The sequence below is a fragment of the Streptomyces sp. CA-243310 genome (genome assembly GCF_050936775.1).
Lineage (GTDB): Bacteria > Actinomycetota > Actinomycetes > Streptomycetales > Streptomycetaceae > Streptomyces.
Map to the genome: position 1 here is coordinate 1,091,166 of NZ_JBNJMF010000002.1, position 16,110 is coordinate 1,107,275.

16 protein-coding genes are annotated in these 16,110 nt (G+C 71.9%); 6 read left to right on the plus strand and 10 right to left on the minus strand.

Annotated features, from left to right (window positions below; translation table 11 throughout):
• Positions 1–17 precede the first annotated feature (17 nt).
• Positions 18–797 carry an MHYT domain-containing protein gene (locus ACQEVM_RS22390; RefSeq protein ID WP_433081769.1) on the minus strand — a complete coding sequence of 260 codons (780 nt, stop codon included), beginning with the start codon at positions 795–797 and terminating at the stop codon, positions 18–20.
• A gap of 159 nt (positions 798–956) precedes the next feature.
• Here ACQEVM_RS22390 and ACQEVM_RS22395 point away from each other — a divergent pair, with 159 nt between their 5' ends.
• The gene (locus ACQEVM_RS22395; RefSeq protein ID WP_433081771.1) at positions 957–1,556 is read left to right on the plus strand and encodes a class I SAM-dependent methyltransferase; all 600 of its coding nucleotides are present in this window, start codon (positions 957–959) and stop codon (positions 1,554–1,556) included.
• Between the two features lie 63 nt (positions 1,557–1,619).
• On the opposite strand, the gene ACQEVM_RS22400 is transcribed toward ACQEVM_RS22395, so the two are convergent.
• A complete protein-coding gene (locus tag ACQEVM_RS22400) occupies positions 1,620–2,534 on the minus strand; it encodes an oxygenase MpaB family protein (protein WP_433081773.1) in 915 nt (304 codons plus the stop codon).
• Between the two features lie 142 nt (positions 2,535–2,676).
• On the opposite strand from ACQEVM_RS22400, the gene ACQEVM_RS22405 reads away from it, so the two are divergent.
• A complete protein-coding gene (locus ACQEVM_RS22405; protein WP_433081775.1) occupies positions 2,677–3,474 on the plus strand; it encodes a hypothetical protein in 798 nt (265 codons plus the stop codon).
• Positions 3,475–3,740: 266 nt separating this feature from the next.
• Here ACQEVM_RS22405 and ACQEVM_RS22410 read toward each other — a convergent pair whose 3' ends face one another.
• Positions 3,741–3,923 carry a hypothetical protein gene (locus ACQEVM_RS22410; RefSeq protein ID WP_386935889.1) on the minus strand — a complete coding sequence of 61 codons (183 nt, stop codon included), beginning with the start codon at positions 3,921–3,923 and terminating at the stop codon, positions 3,741–3,743.
• Between the two features lie 183 nt (positions 3,924–4,106).
• On the opposite strand from ACQEVM_RS22410, the gene ACQEVM_RS22415 reads away from it, so the two are divergent.
• Both ACQEVM_RS22415 and ACQEVM_RS22420 read left to right on the plus strand, forming a co-directional pair.
• Positions 4,107–4,370, plus strand: coding sequence for a hypothetical protein (locus ACQEVM_RS22415; protein ID WP_433081777.1), 264 nt, complete (start codon positions 4,107–4,109; stop codon positions 4,368–4,370).
• A gap of 272 nt (positions 4,371–4,642) precedes the next feature.
• A complete protein-coding gene (locus ACQEVM_RS22420) occupies positions 4,643–5,917 on the plus strand; it encodes a GAF domain-containing protein (protein ID WP_433081779.1) in 1,275 nt (424 codons plus the stop codon).
• A 55-nt stretch (positions 5,918–5,972) separates the two neighbouring features.
• Here ACQEVM_RS22420 and ACQEVM_RS22425 read toward each other — a convergent pair whose 3' ends face one another.
• From ACQEVM_RS22425 to exaC, 3 genes are all read right to left on the minus strand, one after another.
• Complete coding sequence (locus tag ACQEVM_RS22425) at positions 5,973–6,581, minus strand: TetR/AcrR family transcriptional regulator (RefSeq protein ID WP_433081781.1); 609 nt, start codon at positions 6,579–6,581, stop codon at positions 5,973–5,975.
• Between the two features lie 106 nt (positions 6,582–6,687).
• Positions 6,688–8,745 carry a galactose-binding domain-containing protein gene (locus ACQEVM_RS22430; RefSeq protein WP_433081783.1) on the minus strand — a complete coding sequence of 686 codons (2,058 nt, stop codon included), beginning with the start codon at positions 8,743–8,745 and terminating at the stop codon, positions 6,688–6,690.
• A gap of 281 nt (positions 8,746–9,026) precedes the next feature.
• A complete protein-coding gene (exaC, locus tag ACQEVM_RS22435) occupies positions 9,027–10,550 on the minus strand; it encodes an acetaldehyde dehydrogenase ExaC (RefSeq protein ID WP_433081785.1) in 1,524 nt (507 codons plus the stop codon).
• A gap of 317 nt (positions 10,551–10,867) precedes the next feature.
• Here exaC and ACQEVM_RS22440 point away from each other — a divergent pair, with 317 nt between their 5' ends.
• Together ACQEVM_RS22440 and ACQEVM_RS22445 are read left to right on the plus strand one after the other, a co-directional pair.
• Positions 10,868–11,533 (plus strand): molybdopterin-dependent oxidoreductase, encoded by a 666-nt coding sequence (locus ACQEVM_RS22440; RefSeq protein WP_433081787.1) that lies wholly within the window; start codon positions 10,868–10,870, stop codon positions 11,531–11,533.
• The gene (locus ACQEVM_RS22445) at positions 11,517–12,170 is read left to right on the plus strand and encodes a cytochrome b/b6 domain-containing protein (RefSeq protein WP_433081789.1); all 654 of its coding nucleotides are present in this window, start codon (positions 11,517–11,519) and stop codon (positions 12,168–12,170) included. The genes ACQEVM_RS22440 and ACQEVM_RS22445 overlap by 17 nt, the downstream gene beginning before the upstream one ends.
• 176 nt (positions 12,171–12,346) lie before the next feature.
• Here ACQEVM_RS22445 and ACQEVM_RS22450 read toward each other — a convergent pair whose 3' ends face one another.
• From ACQEVM_RS22450 to ACQEVM_RS22465, 4 genes are all read right to left on the minus strand, one after another.
• A complete protein-coding gene (locus ACQEVM_RS22450) occupies positions 12,347–13,915 on the minus strand; it encodes a hypothetical protein (RefSeq protein ID WP_433081791.1) in 1,569 nt (522 codons plus the stop codon).
• Between the two features lie 182 nt (positions 13,916–14,097).
• Complete coding sequence (locus tag ACQEVM_RS22455) at positions 14,098–14,292, minus strand: hypothetical protein (RefSeq protein ID WP_433081793.1); 195 nt, start codon at positions 14,290–14,292, stop codon at positions 14,098–14,100.
• 98 nt (positions 14,293–14,390) lie between these two features.
• The gene (locus ACQEVM_RS22460) at positions 14,391–15,050 is read right to left on the minus strand and encodes an ABC transporter ATP-binding protein (protein WP_433081795.1); all 660 of its coding nucleotides are present in this window, start codon (positions 15,048–15,050) and stop codon (positions 14,391–14,393) included.
• Positions 15,043–16,062 (minus strand): ABC transporter ATP-binding protein, encoded by a 1,020-nt coding sequence (locus ACQEVM_RS22465; RefSeq protein WP_433085312.1) that lies wholly within the window; start codon positions 16,060–16,062, stop codon positions 15,043–15,045. Before ACQEVM_RS22465 ends, ACQEVM_RS22460 begins: the two co-directional genes overlap by 8 nt.
• Positions 16,063–16,110 lie beyond the last annotated feature (48 nt).

Here is a 16,110-nt window from a genome sequence, read left to right on the forward strand (position 1 = left end):
CGCCTGCGGCCCGGGGTTCAGTGCGCGGGCGCGGCGCTCTCCCCCAGGTTCCGGACTGCTGCCGATGCCGCTCGTTCGTCCGCGGTCGGGGACAGGGCCACGAAGGCGGCGGTGATGAAGAGGTAGGAACCGAGCCCGACGGCGAGCGGGAAGATGAACTGCATCGCCGCGGCCCCGGGCAGGGCCACGTCCGAGGGCGCGACGCGGACCGCGACGGCGGCCATCCCCGTGTAGTGCATGCTGCTGACCGCGGCGCCCATGACGAGCGAGGCGCCGGCCACGGCCATCGGGGACGTGATGTTGAGCGCGGCCCACAGGGCGACGGTGGCGGCGATGACGGCGACGACGACCGACAGTCCGACGACGGGCGGGTCGTAGGAGACCTCACCGTGTAACCGCAGGGCCGCCATCCCCAGGTAGTGCATGCTCGCGACGCCGAGGCCGGTGGTGAGCCCCCCGATGGCCAGGGACCGACGCCGGTTCCTGCCGTATCCGACGGCGAAGACGCCGGCCCCGACGACCAGTACGGCCACCAGGAGACTGAGGATGGTCAGCGGGACGTCGTAGTGGATCTCGGTGCCGGTGACGTCGAAGCCCAGCATCGCGACGAAGTGCATCGTCCAGATGCCGGTGCCGAGGGCGGACGCCGCGGTGAGGAGCCAGTTGCGGCGGGCGGATCCGGTCGCGGCGAGCGCACGGACGGTGCAGCGCAGGCCGAGGGCGGCGCCGATGGATGCCATCACGTATGACAGCGCGGGTGTCAGCCAGCCGTAGGCGGCGTGGTCCAGGTGTCCCATGGCCACCGGACGCTAGTCCGGGTGAGGCCACGAACAAGGTGTGCATTTCGAAAGCCGCTGTAACTGCTGAAATATGACAGAGCTACGTTCGCGTTCGATCACACCACGTGCCACCTTGCACACGCACCGCAGGGAGGGTCGGTGAGGGATCATGGGCACATGAGCGAAGACCACACGCACGTGCAGGAGTTCTTCGGGTCGCGCGCCGCCGACTGGGACCGCAAGTTCCCGGCGGACGGGCCTGCCTTCGCGACCGCCGTGGGCGAGTTCGGCCTGCGCCCCGGAGACCGGGTCCTGGACGCGGGCTGCGGTACCGGGCGCGCGCTGACGGCCCTGCGGACCGCCGTCGGCCCCTCGGGAACGGTGCTCGGAGCCGACCTCACCCCGCAGATGCTGGCCGCCGCGCGGCAGGCCGGCCGAGAGGCCGAGGGCGTCCTGTTGCTGGCGGACGTGGCCCGGCTGCCCCTGCGGGACGCGGTGCTGGACGCGGTGTTCGCGGCGGGGTTGATCGCGCACCTGCCCGACCCCGGGTCGAACCTCCGCGAACTCGCCCGCGTGGTCCGCCCCGGCGGTCGCCTCGCGCTCTTCCACCCGATCGGGCGGGCCGCCCTCGCCGCGCGCCACGGTCGCGAACTCACCCCGGACGACCTGCGGGCCGAGCACAACCTCGGCCCGCTGCTGTCGGCTTCGGGCTGGGAGATGACCTCGTACGCCGACGAGGACCACCGCTTCCTGGTGCTCGCGACGCACCGCCCCTGAGCGACCGCCTCCCCGCGTGCCGGGTGCGGAGTCGCCGCCCCGGGCGCTCGTAACGCCCCGGTGCTACGCGGGCGGCGGGGCGTCGGCTCCGGCGGGACGGCGCGGATGCGGTACGGGGCAGCCGCCCCGCCCGGGCACCGGGAAGGTGCCGAGCTCACCGACGTCGTACCCGTTCGGGTAGCCCTTGATCTCCCGGTTCTGGCGGGCGTGGTGCGGTGCCCGGCGCGGCGGCAGCAGCCGCAGTGCGCGCCCGCGCAGCCGCAGCGCGCCGCGGACCAGCCGCCGGACCGCCGGGTGTGGGGTCTCGTACCGGAACGCGCTCAGCAGCGAGTCGTCGAGCAGCGCGACGCCGACTCCGCGCATGGCGGGACCCAGGGGCCCCGGGTACCAGGAGGCCATCAGGTCGAGGGTGGCGTCGGCCACCTCGCGCCCGCCCTCGTCCCATCCGAAGTGGGTCTTCTCGTAGGCGTTCAGGCAGGCTTCGAACTCCTCGAAGGAACCCGGAATGTCCGTGATGCCCATGTGACGGCCGAGGGTGGCGTAGTAGCGTGCGAAGGCGCGGCGCTCGTGGTGGGTCAGGGGCCGCCACCCGTAGGAGTCGATCCAGCGCGCCGGGATCACCACGAAGGTGCACAGGACGTACCGCATGTCCTCGTCGGAGATGTCGTAGCTGCGGTGCATCTGGTTGACGCGGCGGATCGCGGTGCGCGCGGTGTCGCTCTCGAATCCGTGCTCCACGACCGCGTCGAGCAGCAGCGCCGTGTCGTCGTAGCGCTTCTGCGCGCGATCGGTGAACTCGGCGGTCTCGGCGAGCAGCCGGCCGATGCTCGGGACCGCATACGTTCTGAAGAGGGCCAGCTCAAGGGCGCGGGTGACGTCCCAGGGGAATTCGTAGGTGGTGGTCAGCCGGTAGATGGCGAGGAAATCCTCGTCGGGATCGAACCGGAGGATCTCCCTCAGCCGGTCGTAACGCTGCACCGGAGTCCCTTTCTGTGGCGGGTGCCCAACTCTACGTGCAGGTGGCGGGCTTGAAAATCGACCTCCGCAGGCTCTCGACGGGCGAGTTACCCGCTGGTTAAGGTGCGCCGACGAGAGAGCGACCGCAACGGGAGGAGGCCACGTGTCCGAAGAGGATGACGGGGGCTCGCTGTACGTGCTCACCGCCGTGCTGCTGACCCCCACGCAGTTCCCGGGCATCATGGGCGACGACTTCCCGGAGGCCTGCGCGCTGCTGGGCGTGCGGCCGGTCGCGGACGGGTACGGGCTGGTGCTGGGCCAGGACGAGGAAGGTGCCCGCTGGACGGTCGTGGTGAGTGACGTCTCGCTCGTCGCCGCGGCCATCGCCTCCTGGGACTGCGGCATGGAGTACGACCTGTCCCCGGAGGAGCGGACGATCGTGGTGTCGCTGGCCGGCTGGCCGCTGGAACTGACGGTCTCCGCGCAGGGCATCCCGGAACCGCACGATCCGGAGCAGGGCGCCGACGGCACCGGCAGGGTGCCTCTGGCGCCCCCGTCAGGGGACACCTGGGGTCCGGTGCAGCGGCGCATGGGGGCGGACCAGATCGCCCGGGAGTGGGCGGACTGGTCCGAGCGCGTCGCGACGGACGGCGGTGCGGCCGCCGCCGCACATCCGGGACTGGCGCGGGCACTCAAGGAGGCGGCCGGATACGCGGGCGAGCCGCCACCGCCCGGTCGGGTGCGTTCCACCTTCGCGACCGAGGACGCCCGCACACTCCGGGCGGACGGCCCCGGCTGGTCACTGGTCGGCCGCACGGACGGCGTGGCCTTCGTCCTGCTCGACGAGGAGCCGGGTGAGGTCCTCGCGGTGCCGCTGGGTGTGGACCCGGAGCGGCCCGAAGTACCCGAGCTGCCGGACTTGCTGGCGGCGCTGGACCGCGTCGCGACGCGGCCGGCCTGAGGGCGGAGAGCCACCGGCGAGGCACGCCGGGACCGCCGGAGCGGCCGGCCCCTCGCCGGGCCGGCCGACCACCCCGGGCCGACTGACCGCTCCGTGTCGATCGACCATCTCGGGACGCCTGAGCGCTCCGCGCGGCAGGGCGTGGGCCGCCGCCCGGCCTGCCACCGCATCGGCGACCCGCAGGCCTCAGCGCCCGGCCACCGTCCTCACCGCCACCGTCCTCACCGCCACCGTCCTCACTGCCACCGTCCTCACCGACGCTTTCGTCAGCGGCCGATCTGCTTTCTGGACACGCCCCGCAGCCGGCGCCGCTGGGAGGGGTCCAAGAGGAAGTACGCGAGGGTAGGCACCCCGATCAACACCAGGAGACCCGGCCAGAACCCGACCGTCGCGAACAGCACGACGGCTGCCACCACTCCGGCCACGGCCACCTTTCCGCCTGTGGACATCCGCGGACACCTCCTCCTGCTGTCGGCCACTACCCCGCTCAACGCCCCGCTCCCGCCCAGCGTTCCCGACCGCCCCCACCGCCCTGCCGAAGCACCCCGGTCACCGATCGGTCGCACTCCGTGAGCGGTGGGCTTGGGGCCACCTCGGCCGCCCCGTACCCAGTCGTCACGTTCGAGGATGGTGTGCTCCCCGAGATCTCCGAACTCATGCGCTGCTCGGCCACCTTCCTGCCGGCCGACCCGCCCCGCGAGGGCCGACTCGCCTTCTGGCTCCCGGCCGACGCGAACGAAGCCGACGCCGCGAACACCTCGGACGGCCCGGACCGTCCCCGCACCCCGCACACCGGGGGCGCCCCGACCCGACCGGCCTCCGGGTCCGCCGGGTCCGTCGGGTCCGTGGAGCGGCTCGACGTCGTGACCGCCGACCTGCGGCGCGTTGGACGCTGACGGGCACCGATCGTCAGCTCCGCCCGGACCGCGACGGCCGCTGGTGGCCGTACTGGCGGGAGGCGGGCCTGTGGGTTCCGGCGGGCCCGTCGGCCCCGGACCCGGCGTCGGCCCTGACGGCGCCGGACCCGGAGGAGACCCCGTAGGAATGCCGCGCGGGGGAAGCTCGGGTCGGGTTCGGTCACGGGACGGCCGGCGCGACGCTTGTCGTGGTGCGGAACCGGTACGACGATGGGGGCGCTCCGGGTTTTGCGGCACCACGGGAGGGTGACATGGGCGATCCGTCGGTGGCGCTGCCGGGAGGGGCCGACCCCGTCGAGCGCACGCGGGTGCTGCGTCGGGCCCATGACGTGTTCACCAGGGACGGGCGGGTGGAGGCCCCGGTCCGGGCGGTGATCGCCGGATCGTGGCGCCGGTGCGCGCGGGCGCGGGTGAACCCGGAGTGCTCGGCCCGGGTGGAGTGGGCGGAGGCGGAGCTGAGGTCCTACCGCGAGCAGCATCCACTGGCCCGGGTGCTGCCGGTGTTCCGGGACCTCGTCGGGGCGTTCGCCGCGCACGGGGCGCACCTGTTGGCGGTGTGCGACGCACGGGGCCGCCTGCTCTGGGTGGAGGGGGCGTCGGACACCCTGCGGCGGGCCGAACGGCTCGGCTTCGTACCGGGCGCGCGGTGGGCGGAGACGGAGATGGGGACCAACGCCCCCGGCACCGCGGTGGCCGTCGGCGAACCCGTGCAGGTCTTCGGGGCCGAGCACTTCAGCCGCCGGGTACATCCGTGGACCTGTGCGGCGGCCCCGGTCCACGATCCGCGTACGGGGCGGTTGCTCGGAGCGGTCGACATCACCGGCGGCGACGGGCTGGCCCATCCTCATTCGCTGGCGTTCGTGCGCGCGGTGGCGCGGGCCGCCGAGGCCCAACTGGCCCTGCTGGAACCGGAGCCGTCGCACGATCACGTTCCGGACAGTCTCGCCGCGCTCGGCCGGGACGTGGCGCTGTGGGTGAGCGGCGGCCGGGAGGTCACGCTCGGGCGACGCCACAGCGAGATCATGGCCTTGCTCGCCCACCATCCGGAGGGGCTCTCGGGAGAGGAGCTGGCGATCGACCTTTACGAGGACGAGTCGGTTTCGGCGGTCACGCTGCGGGCGGAGATCTCCCGGCTGCGGGGCCTGCTGGGCCCGGGGAAGCTCCTCTCGCGGCCCTATCGCACGGCCGCCCCGCTGGAAGCCGACTTCGCCGTCGTGGCCCGGCACCTCGCGTCGGGCGCCGTCTCCGCGGCACTCACCGGGTATCCGGGCCCGCTGCTGCCCGCCTCGACGGCTCCCGGCATCGTGCGGTTGCGCCGTCGGATCGAGGACCAGGCGCGGGCCGCGGTGATCGCGCGGGCGGACACGGGATTGTTGGGCGACTGGGTGTGCCGGCCGTGGGGTGCGGACGATCCGGGGGTGTGGCGGGCGCTGGCCGGCGCACTGCCCGCGGAGGGGCGCCCCGCGGCGCTGGCCCGCGTGCGCTCCCTCGACCGTGAGCTGTCGGCCGACCGGCCCGCCCGCTGAGGCGACCGCCGCCGGGCCGACGATCGGCGCGTGCCGCGTGCCGTTCCAACCCTCCTCAGACGGCGGGGGTTTCCTCGCGGATGAGCCCGGCCACGTGATCGCTGATCATGTCGAGTATCTCGGCCGCGACCCGGTCGTTGCCGAGGACGAGGTGCTGGAGGGTGACCCCGTCCGTCATGGCGGCCAGGTATCGGGCCAGTACGGTGTCGGGGACGCTGAGTTCGAAGGTCATCATGTCGCGGAGCTGTTCGAGGAGCGCGCAGTACGTCTCGGAGTACAGCTCGTACTGGCGCCGCGCCAGGTGCTCGAAGCCGGGCTGGCGCAGGGCGTACTGCGTCAGTTCGTAGGTGAGCATGTGCTCCTCGGGGTGGGCCGCGACGTGGTCCCAGTAGGCCTGGAAACCGGCGCGGATGGTCTCCCGGAGCGTGGCCCTCGGCCGGATGGCGTCCTTCACCACGCCCACGTAATGGGCGGTGATCGTCTCGATGACGGATTCGAGCAGCGCCTGCTTGGAGTCGAAGCAGTAGTGGAAGACGCTCAGCGACACGCCCGCCTCGGCGACGACGGACCGCGTGGTCGTCCTGGGGACGCCGTCGCGGGCCATCGCGCGGATCGCCGCCTCCGTCAGCTGCCGGCGGCGGTCGGCCAAGGGCATCCGGGCCATGTGCTGTTCCCTTCGTTCCTCTGCGCCCCGTCGAAGCGCGGAAGGCCGGGGCGGTCGGCTCGGGAATCCCGATCCGACCGCCCCGGCCGACTCGCAGGCAGGGCCGTCAGCTGCTGTAGACGCCCACCTCGTGGAGGGAATACCCCCACTGGGTGCCGCGTCCTTGCCCGTGGACGCGGATGTGGCGTGCGGAGACCCCGGCGAACTGGGCGGTGTCCAGGCCACCGTCACCGGCGGTGGTCGACCAGACCGTCCGCCAGTTCACCCCGTCCGTGGAGACCTCGATGGCGTACGACCTGGCGTACGCGCGTTCCCAGTCCAGGGTGACGCGCTTGACCAGGCCGGTGGTTCCCAGATCGATGCGCAGCCACTGGTCGTCGCTCCAGTCGCTCGCCCAGCGGGTGCCGCGGTTGCCGTCCACGGCCCGGTCGGGGGCGTAGCTGACGAACGGGTTCCACTCGGAGGTGCTGGCCGAGGTGGCCGCGCCCGACGCGAGGTTGACGCCCGCCTTGTGGCGCTCGGATCCACCCCAGGTGCGCAGGTACGACTCCGCTCCGCGGAACATGTCGTCGACGACTCCCTGGCCGCCGACGTTGCGGATGTCCTCGATCCAGTCGGGGACCAGGCCGTAGTGGGAGGCGCCGTCGGTGTTGAGGTCCCAGGTGCGCTGTCCGGTGGTCTGCTTGTCGATGACGGAGCCGCCGTCGGTGCTGCGGAACGGGTAGCGCACCGGGTTGGGGGTGTCGGCGCCGCGCGGGCCGGGCCAGCCGCCGACCCCGTTCATGTCCGTGCCGTAGCCGTAGCCCACGTTGTACTTGTCGCGCAGGGCGTCGGTGCGCTTGGCCTCGGCGCTGAACCCCTCGGCGCCGTTCATGTACTGGGCGGCGAAACCGCCGAGCTTGTAGAGGCGTTCGGTCCAGTCCAGGTCCATCCAGCTGTGCGAGGAGACCACGCCGGGGTAGGACTCGGACTCCAGGATGTCGAAGGCCCGTCCGGCGGCCTTGACGCTCATGTGGTCGACTTCGAGCATCATCTTGCGTTTCATCATGCCGCGCACCGCGTACTCGCCGAGGTCGGTGAGGCCGCGGGTGTTGCACTGCGCGCCGCCGGCGTAGGACGGAACGCTGACGCCCGCCGGGAGCTTCTTCTCGGCTTCGGCCGCCGGCGCGAGTCCGATGGGGTTGTCGTGCTGCGGGCCCTTGCACTCCTCCGTCTTCCAGAAGGTGCCGGTGGACAGGAACTGGCCCACGTTGATCGCGGTGCCGAGTGCTCCCTGGTCGAAGCGGACCCCGCAGAGGGCGTTGTCGAACTTGTGGCACAGGAACATGCTGCGCACGCCGAGTTGGTGCAGTTCGTCGAGCCCGCGGTCGATGTCCGCCTTGCTGCACTGCGAGATGTCCAGGATCTGCTTGCAGCCGAAGGGCTCGGAGGTCTCCACGCCCAGGACGACGGCCAGTTTGCCCTGTTGGATGACCTCGCGGGCCTGGGCGGAGTCGGTGACGATGCGGAACCAGCCCTTGCCCGGTCCGCCGTACATCTTGTCGATGTAGGCCTGCATGTCGTAGGTCTTCTGGGCTTCCAGCCGGATCGCGGTCATCTCGTCACAGCCGCGGTCCTTGAAGAAGTAGACCGAGCAGATGACCCCGTTGGTGACGAGGTCGTTGACGAGGATCCGCTGTCCGCCGCGCCAGGCGCGTTCGACCCAGGCGTAGTAGTTCTGCTGGTGGGTCAGCGAGTCGTGCGCGGGCCAGTCCTTGAAGGTCGGCCAGCCGTCGGGGTCGTGCTTGCCGTCGCCGCCCTTGGTGATGAAGTCGAAGATCGCGAGCGTGCCGTCGGGGTAGTGCTCGGGACAGTCCTTGAGCGCGTCCGCGATCCCCGCCTCCGAGAAGGGCTTGCCGCAGATGAGCCGACCACCGAAGCCCTCGTTGGACATCAGGTGATCGTGCGCGTCGACGAAGCCCCGCACGTTGCCCTGGGCGTCGGTTCCCTTGAAGGGTTCGCCGGTGACGTTGATCTGGGAGTCCGGCCCGGGTCGCGCGGTGGGGTTCCACCACCCGGTATCCGCTGCGGCTCCCGAGGTGGGGCCGAGCGCCATGGCCAGCATGGCGAGGAGCAGTGACAGCACCGCGATCGGTTTGCGTCTGCTGTGCGGGGATCGGTTCATGGCCACCACTCACGTCCACGGTCGTCGGCGGAGGGCGCGGTCCAGGCACACGGCCGGCCGGGGCGTGCACCACACGATCCCCGACCAGTCGCTTGTCATGTCCCGCGCAAACATTGTGTCGAGAATCCCGACTCCGACAACCGGAGTCAAGGGTCCGGGTCAATTGACCTGATGGACCGTCGGATCGATCGTACCCACGGTAACCTCGAAGGAATCCCGTTCCGTTCGACCCCGTGCCTCGACCTGCCACAGGAGCGCGCCCCACGCCGTACGACCGACGACTAGAAGAAGCCGAGCCGCTTCGGGGAGTAGCTGACCAGCATGTTCTTCGTCTGCTGGTAGTGCTCCAGCATCATCTTGTGCGTCTCGCGACCGATACCGGACTGCTTGTAGCCGCCGAAGGCCGCGTGGGCGGGGTAGGCGTGGTAGCAGTTCGTCCAGACACGGCCCGCCTGGATGGCACGGCCCGCGCGGTAGGCCGTGTTGATGTCCCGGGTCCAGACACCGGCGCCGAGGCCGTAGGCCGTGTCGTTGGCGATGCGGACGGCGTCGTCGAAGTCGTCGAAGGAGGTCACCGACACCACGGGGCCGAAGATCTCCTCCTGGAAGATCCGCATCCGGTTGTCCCCCTCGAAGATCGTCGGCTGTACGTAGAAGCCGCCCGCGAGGTCGCCGCCGTGCTCGATGCGCTGCCCGCCCGTGAGGACCTTGGCGCCCTCCTTCACCCCGATCTCCACGTACGACAGGACCTTCTTCAGCTGCTCCTCCGAGGCCTGGGCGCCGATCATCGTGTCGGTGTCCAGCGGGTGCCCCGGCACGATCAGTTCGGTGCGGGCGACGGCCGCGTCGAGGAAGTCGCCGTACCGACCGCGCTCGATCAGGGCGCGCGAGGGGCTCGTGCACACCTCGCCCTGGTTGAGGGCGAACATGGTGAAGCCCTCCAGCGCCTTGTCCCGCAGGTCGTCGTCGGTCGACCAGATGTCGTCGAAGAAGAGGTTGGGGCTCTTGCCGCCGAGTTCGAGGGTGACGGGCTTGAGGTGCTCCGCCGCGTACTGCATGATCAGCCGCCCGGTGGAGGTCTCCCCGGTGAAGGCGATCTTCGCCAGGCGCGGGCTGGAGGCCAGCGGCTTGCCGGCCTCCTCGCCGAAGCCGTTCACGATGTTGACCACGCCCGGCGGGAGCAGGTCCTCGACCAGGCCGAGCCAGTAGTGCACCGAGGCCGGGGTCTGCTCGGCCGGCTTGAGCACCACCGTGTTCCCGGCGGCCAGCGCCGGCGCCAGCTTCCACACCGCCATCAGGATCGGGAAGTTCCACGGAATGATCTGGCCGACCACGCCGAGCGGCTCGTGGAAGTGGTAGGCGACCGTGTCGTCGTCGATCTGGCTGAGCGCCCCCTCCTGGGCCCGCAGCGCGCCCGCGAAGTAGCGGAACTGGTCGATCGCCAGGGGCAGGTCCGCCGCGAGGGTCTCCCGTATCGGCTTGCCGTTCTCCCAGGTCTCCGCGACCGCCAGGGCCTGGAGGTTCTCCTCCATCCGGTCCGCGATGCGCAGCAGGACGCCGGCCCGCTCGGTCACCGAGGTGCGTCCCCAGGCGGGCGCGGCGGCGTGCGCGGCGTCCAGCGCCTTCTCGACGTCCTCGGCGGTGCCCCGGGCGATCTCGGTGAAGGGAGCGCCGGTCACCGGGGAGGGGTTGTCGAAGTACCGGCCCCGGACGGGAGCCGTGTACGTGCCGCCGATGTAGTGGTCGTACCGGGACGCGTACGACATCAGCGCGCCCTCGGTACCGGGCGCAGCGAAACGGGCCATGGAAGCCTCCCCTTGCCGGGCGCCGGCCGCCGTCGGCCGGCACTCGCAAGGAGGCTAGGAGCGGCCAGGTTGCGGACACGTTGCACGGGGCTGCCGTCGCCAGGTGTGACGGAAGTCTGACGGCCGCCCCTCTCCCCTTGGCGCCGGGGCGCCGACGGTGGTCGAATCGACGGGTGAGCACGGAGCGGGAGTCAGCGGGGCGGCCGGAGCCGTCGGAACGGCAGGATCCGCCGGAGCGGCGTGATGCGTCTGAGCGGCGGGATGCGCCAGATCCCGACCTGGTCGGCTCCCCGGTCGGTCGGCGTCTGGTCCTGGGCATGCTCGGGCTCGGCGCGGCCGGGCTGGTGGCCGCGCCCCACCTGCAACGGGGCCTTGAAAAGGCCCTCGGCGCCGCCGCCGGCAAGGATCCCACCGGGCTGACCGGGCTCCTGCCCAACGGCGGCGGGTTCCGCTACTACTCGGTGGCCGCCTCCGTCCCCGAGCGCTCCCCCGCGGACTACCGGCTGCGGGTGGACGGGCTCGTCGAGCGACCGGGAACGTACGACCTCGACGCGCTCCGGCGGCTGCCGCAGACCCGGGTCGTCCGTGACGTCCAGTGCGTCACCGGCTGGCGCGTTCCCGCCACGCCCTTCGAGGGCGTGCCGGTCTTCCGGCTGCTGGACGCCGCCGGGGTGCGGCCCGAGGGGCGGGCCATCCGGTTCAGCTGCTTCGACGGCACGTACACCGAGAGCCTCACCCTTTCCCAGGCCCGCCGGGCCGACGTCATGGTGGCCCTGCGGATGCGGGACGCGCCGCTGAGTCACGCCCACGGTGGGCCCGCGCGCCTGTACGTGGCCCCGATGTACTTCTACAAGTCGGCGAAGTGGCTCTCCGGCATCACCGTCACCCGGGACGTGGAGCCCGGTTACTGGGAGCGGCTCGGCTACGACGTCGACGCCTGGGTCGGCACGTCGAACGGACGCGATGATGCCCCCACCGTCTGAGACGCGACCCACGCCCGATTCTCGGCCGGCGCCCCGGCGGGACGCCCGCGTACGCCGGTTCGGTCGTCCGCAACGTCTGGTGCACCGGGCCACGGCCACGCTGATGGGGGTCTGCGTGGTGTCGGCGGGCTGCCTCTACCTGCCGCCCCTCGCCGAACTCGTCGGGCGGCGCCACCTCGTCGTGACCGTCCACGTGTGGTCCGGTCTGCTGCTCGTCGTCCCGTTCCTGCTCGGCCTGGTCTCCCGGGCCTTCCGTGCCGATCTCCGCCGGCTGAACCGGTTCGGGCCGCACGACAGGGTGTGGTTGCGCACCGTTCTGCGCAGGGACCGGCACGGCCCCCGCCCGGCCGGGAAGTTCAACGCCGGTCAGAAGGTGTACGCGGGCTGGTTGGGCGGCGCGGTGACGGTGATGCTCGGCACCGGGCTGCTGATGTGGGCCACCGGTCTGGCTCCCCTCGTCTGGCGGACGGGAGCGACCTTCGTGCACGACTGGCTCGCCCTGGCCCTCGGCATCGTCCTCGCCGGGCACATCGGCAAGGCGCTGGGTGATCCCGAGGCCCGGCGCGGGCTGCGCACGGGCTCGGTGGATCGGGACTGGGCCGCGCGCGAGCACCCGCTGTGGAGGCAGGACGACTGACGGGCGGCGCGGTCGGCGCCACCCGTCAGCCCCGGAGACCGATCACCGGAGGCCGGTCGTCGGAAACCGGTCGTCGGAGACCGGTCACCGGGGCCGGTCACCGGGGCCAGGCACCGGGTGTCGGTCCCTGTCGGCCCGTCCCCGGACGTCACGCCCCGAAGGCCGGTCCCCGGGCGTCAGCCGCCGTCGCGGACCGCCACGATGCCGTTGAACACGCCGATGTACGCGGTGCCGTCGGGGCCGAGGGTGATCGGCGCCCAGTTGTTGTCGTACAGCGCGCCGGTGCCGGTCAGCTGTCGCCAGCGCCGCTCACCGGTGCGGAAGTCCACCGCGGTGAGGTACCAGGCGTCGATGCCCCAGGCGTTGGGCTCCTTCTCGTAGAAGTAGAGCAACCCGTTCGCGGTGGAGAGCTTCGGGACGACGGAGGGCGAGCGGATCGCGCTCTGCCACACCGTGTCGCAGCCGCTGCCGTCGGCGCGCACGTCGATGCGGCTGACACCGCCGACGACGGACTTCCCGAGCAGCAGGGTGGTGGGGTTCTCGTAGCCGTAGTTGTTCTCGACGACGATGCTGTTGCCCCAGGTGATCAGGGAGTTGTCGGTGGTCGAGGCCCCCGATCCGAACACCGGGACCTTGCAGACGAGCCTCCGGTCGGCGGGTACGTTCACGCCCCTCTTGTAGACGAGCACGTTCATCCGGTCGTCGGAGTTGTCGGTGATGGCGACGTACCCGTTGCCGAAGAGGTCCGGAGTGGTGCCCGAACCCTGGTTCACGGAGCCCGGCTTGGTGCCCGTACCCCGGTCGTACGTCTGGCGCCACTGCACGCGCGGGGTGCCGTCGGCGGTGGTGGCGAAGCTGTACAGGGCGTGGTCGGTGACGATGGAGACCCCGTCCTCGGCGACGGAGAAGGAGTTCTGGATCTCCTCGCCGTCGAGCCGGACGGAGCGGATCACCGAGGTCGCCGGGTCCACGGTGCCGACGCGGCCCTGACGGGTGACCCACCAGATGCGGCCGTTCCAGTCGGGCATGACCGAGGTGACCGGGTCACAGGTGCCGCTGGGCCACAGGTTGGTCCAGCTGACGCAGTCGTGCGGGACCTGGCCGGTGAGGTCCCAGTCGTCGTCGACCGTGAACTTCCAGGTGCCGTCCGGGTTCTGCGCGTGGGCGAGGCGCAGGATGTGCTGTCGGGAGTCGGCCAACACCGCCCGGTCCTGGTCGTCCAGGTAGAAGTAGGCGCCGCCCGAGGTGTCCTTGAAGATCTTCGCGAAGTCGAGCGAGGTGATCGCCTCGACCGTGGAGGAGCGCTGCGGGAGTTGGTGTTCCGCGAGCGTGGCGAGCGTGCGGGGGTCGAGGAGCTTGACCTTGAACCCGGAGAAGGTGCCGCAGACGGTGACGATCCGGCCGGCAGAGTCGAAGGTGGCGGTGGCGCATTCGCCGCCGAGGGCGGCGATCTTCTCGCTGGTGACCTGCGGGTTCCTGCCCAGCGGACCGGACCAGGGCGAGGTGGCGCTGCCCGCGGCGTCGGAGTGCATGCCGCTGCGGCCGTTGGGCGCGAGGTGGGGGTGCTGGGGCGGGGCTTCGCCCGGCAGCGGGACCGCGGCGGCGGGGGCGCCGTCGTAGTGGCTGATCAGGCGATGACCGGGGGCCTTGGGTATCTCCTCGGCCTGGGCCGGTGAGATGCCGTACATCGCCACGAACGCGGCGAGAGCCGGTACCACGGCGCAATTCAGCGCTCTTCGGAACATCCGGACTTCCTCCATGGTCTTCAGTTTTGTTGACACTGCGTCTCACATCGCGCCGCCGCCAGACGCTAGATCGCACTGCCCGAGGAGTCCATGGAAGAGCCGGATGATTCACGAAGGCGCAACAGTCGATCAAGCACGACCGTCCGGGGTCGGCCTGATCGGCCTGGTCGGCGGAACACTCCCTAAGGGTTGAGGCCGGACACGAGGTTCGCGGTGGCCGCGATTCCGTCGTGGATGGTCATGGCGACGCTGCTGCTCGCGAGTTGGAAACCGAGCAGGGCGCAGACGAGGGCGTGGGAGAACTTGAGCCCGCCGCCGCGCAGGAAGATCCACGCGAGGACGAGGAGCAGGACGATCACGGAGAGGGAAATCACCATCGGAACCTCCTTGGGCGCCGCCATGGTGGCGCAGCGAGGGGGCCCTTCGGGCGAAAGCCGTGTACGCCGTACGGGTGTTGACCGTCCGTGACGGATGATCAGTTCTTGACGATCTCGTTCCAGTGGGTCGTACGGTCGCACCAGCGGCCGAGCAGGATCGGGTCGTGGCCCACCGCGAGCAGCGCCGCGCCGGTCTCCGCCCGGTACTCCTCGACCACCGCGACCAGCGCGGCTGTCGTGGAGGCGTCGAGCATGGCGGTCATCTCGTCGCAGACCAGCAGGCTCGGCCGCAGCACCAGGGCGCGTGCCAGACAGGCGCGTTGCAGTTGTCCGTCACTCACCTCGTGGGGGCGGCGCGTGAGCAGATCCGCGCCGAGTCCGACACGCCGCGTCAACTCCGGTACGACCGAGGCCGCTTCCCCGCGCCGGCCCGTGGCCCGGAGGGGCTCCGCGACGAGGTCGCGCAGCGTGAGGCGGGGGTCGGCGGACAGCCGGGGCTGCTGGAAGACGACACCGACCCGGACGCGCAGGGCGCGCGGGGCCCGGTGCCGGAAGCCGGTCACGGTGCGGCCCGCGAGCACCACGGTGCCGCGCTCGGGCCGGTGCAGCAGGGCGGCCACCCTGGCCAGGGTGGATTTGCCGCAGCCGCTGGGGCCGAGCAGTCCCAGTGCCTCGCCGGCCTCCAGGGCAAGGTGGGCGTCCTGTACAACGGGGGTCCCCCGTTCGTGGCCGGCGGTGATGCCGCGGAGCTCAAGCACGGTGGCAGGCCACCCCTTCGGTGAGCGGGGGGCGTAGGGTCCGGCAGGTCGCGTCGGCCTGTGCGCAGCGGTCGGCGAAGGCGCAGCCGGGCGGCAGTGCGCCGAGTTCGGGCGGGGCGCCGGGGATGGGGGCGAAGGCCCGTTCGGGGAGGGCGTCGAGAAGCCCGCGCGCGTAGGGGTGTCGGGGGCCGGCCGGGCCGAAGAAGACGGCCGCGGGAGCGATTTCCACGATGCGCCCGGCGTACATGACGGCGACGGTGTCGGCGATCCGTTCGGCGGCGGCCAGGTCGTGGGTGATCATCAGCAGGGCCCGGCCGGCCGCACGGGTGTGGGCCCGCAGCTCGTCCACGGTGCGGTGGACGAGGTCCCGGTCGAGGCCGGTGGTCGGCTCGTCGGCGAGCAACAGCGGGGCGTCCCCGACCAGGGCGAGGGCGGTGGCGGCGCGCTGGGCGAGGCCGCCGGAGAGTTCGTGCGGGTGGCGGTCGAGGTGGGAGGCGGGGAAGGCCGCGCGGGTGGCCGCCGCCTCCGCGGCGGCGCGCAGTCGCGCCCGCCTGCCCGCGCCCGGGGTCGGGGCCGGGGTCCGCCCGCCGGAAGGCGCGGAAGACGCAAGAGGCCCGGAAGGCCCGGGAAGCCCGGCAAGCCCTGGAGGCTCGCAGGCCCTTGAAGGGTCGGTGAGTTCCCGAACCGTCTCCTCCAGGTGGGACCGGATGGTGCGGACCGGGGTGAGGTGGGCCGCGGGGCTCTGCGGGACGAGTCCGATGCGGCGGCCCCGGACGGTCCGGGCCAGGGTCCTCTCGTCGGCGGCGAGGAGGTCGAGTCCGTCCGCGAGGAGCGCCGACCCGGTGGTCTCGGCGTTGCCGGGCAGCAGGCCGAGGAGGGCGGAGACGAGGACGGACTTGCCGCAGCCGCTCTCGCCCACGAGGGCGAGGCACTCGCCGGCGGCCAGGGCGAAACCGGCGTCGGTGACGGCCTCGACGTGGCGTTCTCCGCGCATGCGAAAGCGCACGGACATCCGTTCCACGCGCAGGACCGGCTCCGCGGGTTCGCGTCGGGACACCGC

What these genes read in the sequence shown, in the direction of transcription:
- ACQEVM_RS22390 (WP_433081769.1), bottom strand. Translation starts at nt 797, where the DNA reads ATGGGACACCTGGACCACGCCGCCTACGGCTGGCTGACACCCGCGCTG.
- ACQEVM_RS22420 (WP_433081779.1), top strand. Translation starts at nt 4,643, where the DNA reads ATGGGCGATCCGTCGGTGGCGCTGCCGGGAGGGGCCGACCCCGTCGAG.
- ACQEVM_RS22445 (WP_433081789.1), top strand. Translation starts at nt 11,517, where the DNA reads ATGCCCCCACCGTCTGAGACGCGACCCACGCCCGATTCTCGGCCGGCG.
- ACQEVM_RS22395 (WP_433081771.1), top strand. Translation starts at nt 957, where the DNA reads ATGAGCGAAGACCACACGCACGTGCAGGAGTTCTTCGGGTCGCGCGCC.
- exaC (WP_433081785.1), bottom strand. Translation starts at nt 10,550, where the DNA reads ATGGCCCGTTTCGCTGCGCCCGGTACCGAGGGCGCGCTGATGTCGTAC.
- ACQEVM_RS22465 (WP_433085312.1), bottom strand. Translation starts at nt 16,062, where the DNA reads ATGTCCGTGCGCTTTCGCATGCGCGGAGAACGCCACGTCGAGGCCGTC.
- ACQEVM_RS22455 (WP_433081793.1), bottom strand. Translation starts at nt 14,292, where the DNA reads ATGGTGATTTCCCTCTCCGTGATCGTCCTGCTCCTCGTCCTCGCGTGG.
- ACQEVM_RS22410 (WP_386935889.1), bottom strand. Translation starts at nt 3,923, where the DNA reads ATGTCCACAGGCGGAAAGGTGGCCGTGGCCGGAGTGGTGGCAGCCGTC.
- ACQEVM_RS22425 (WP_433081781.1), bottom strand. Translation starts at nt 6,581, where the DNA reads ATGGCCCGGATGCCCTTGGCCGACCGCCGCCGGCAGCTGACGGAGGCG.
- ACQEVM_RS22440 (WP_433081787.1), top strand. Translation starts at nt 10,868, where the DNA reads ATGCTCGGGCTCGGCGCGGCCGGGCTGGTGGCCGCGCCCCACCTGCAA.
- ACQEVM_RS22450 (WP_433081791.1), bottom strand. Translation starts at nt 13,915, where the DNA reads ATGTTCCGAAGAGCGCTGAATTGCGCCGTGGTACCGGCTCTCGCCGCG.
- ACQEVM_RS22430 (WP_433081783.1), bottom strand. Translation starts at nt 8,745, where the DNA reads ATGAACCGATCCCCGCACAGCAGACGCAAACCGATCGCGGTGCTGTCA.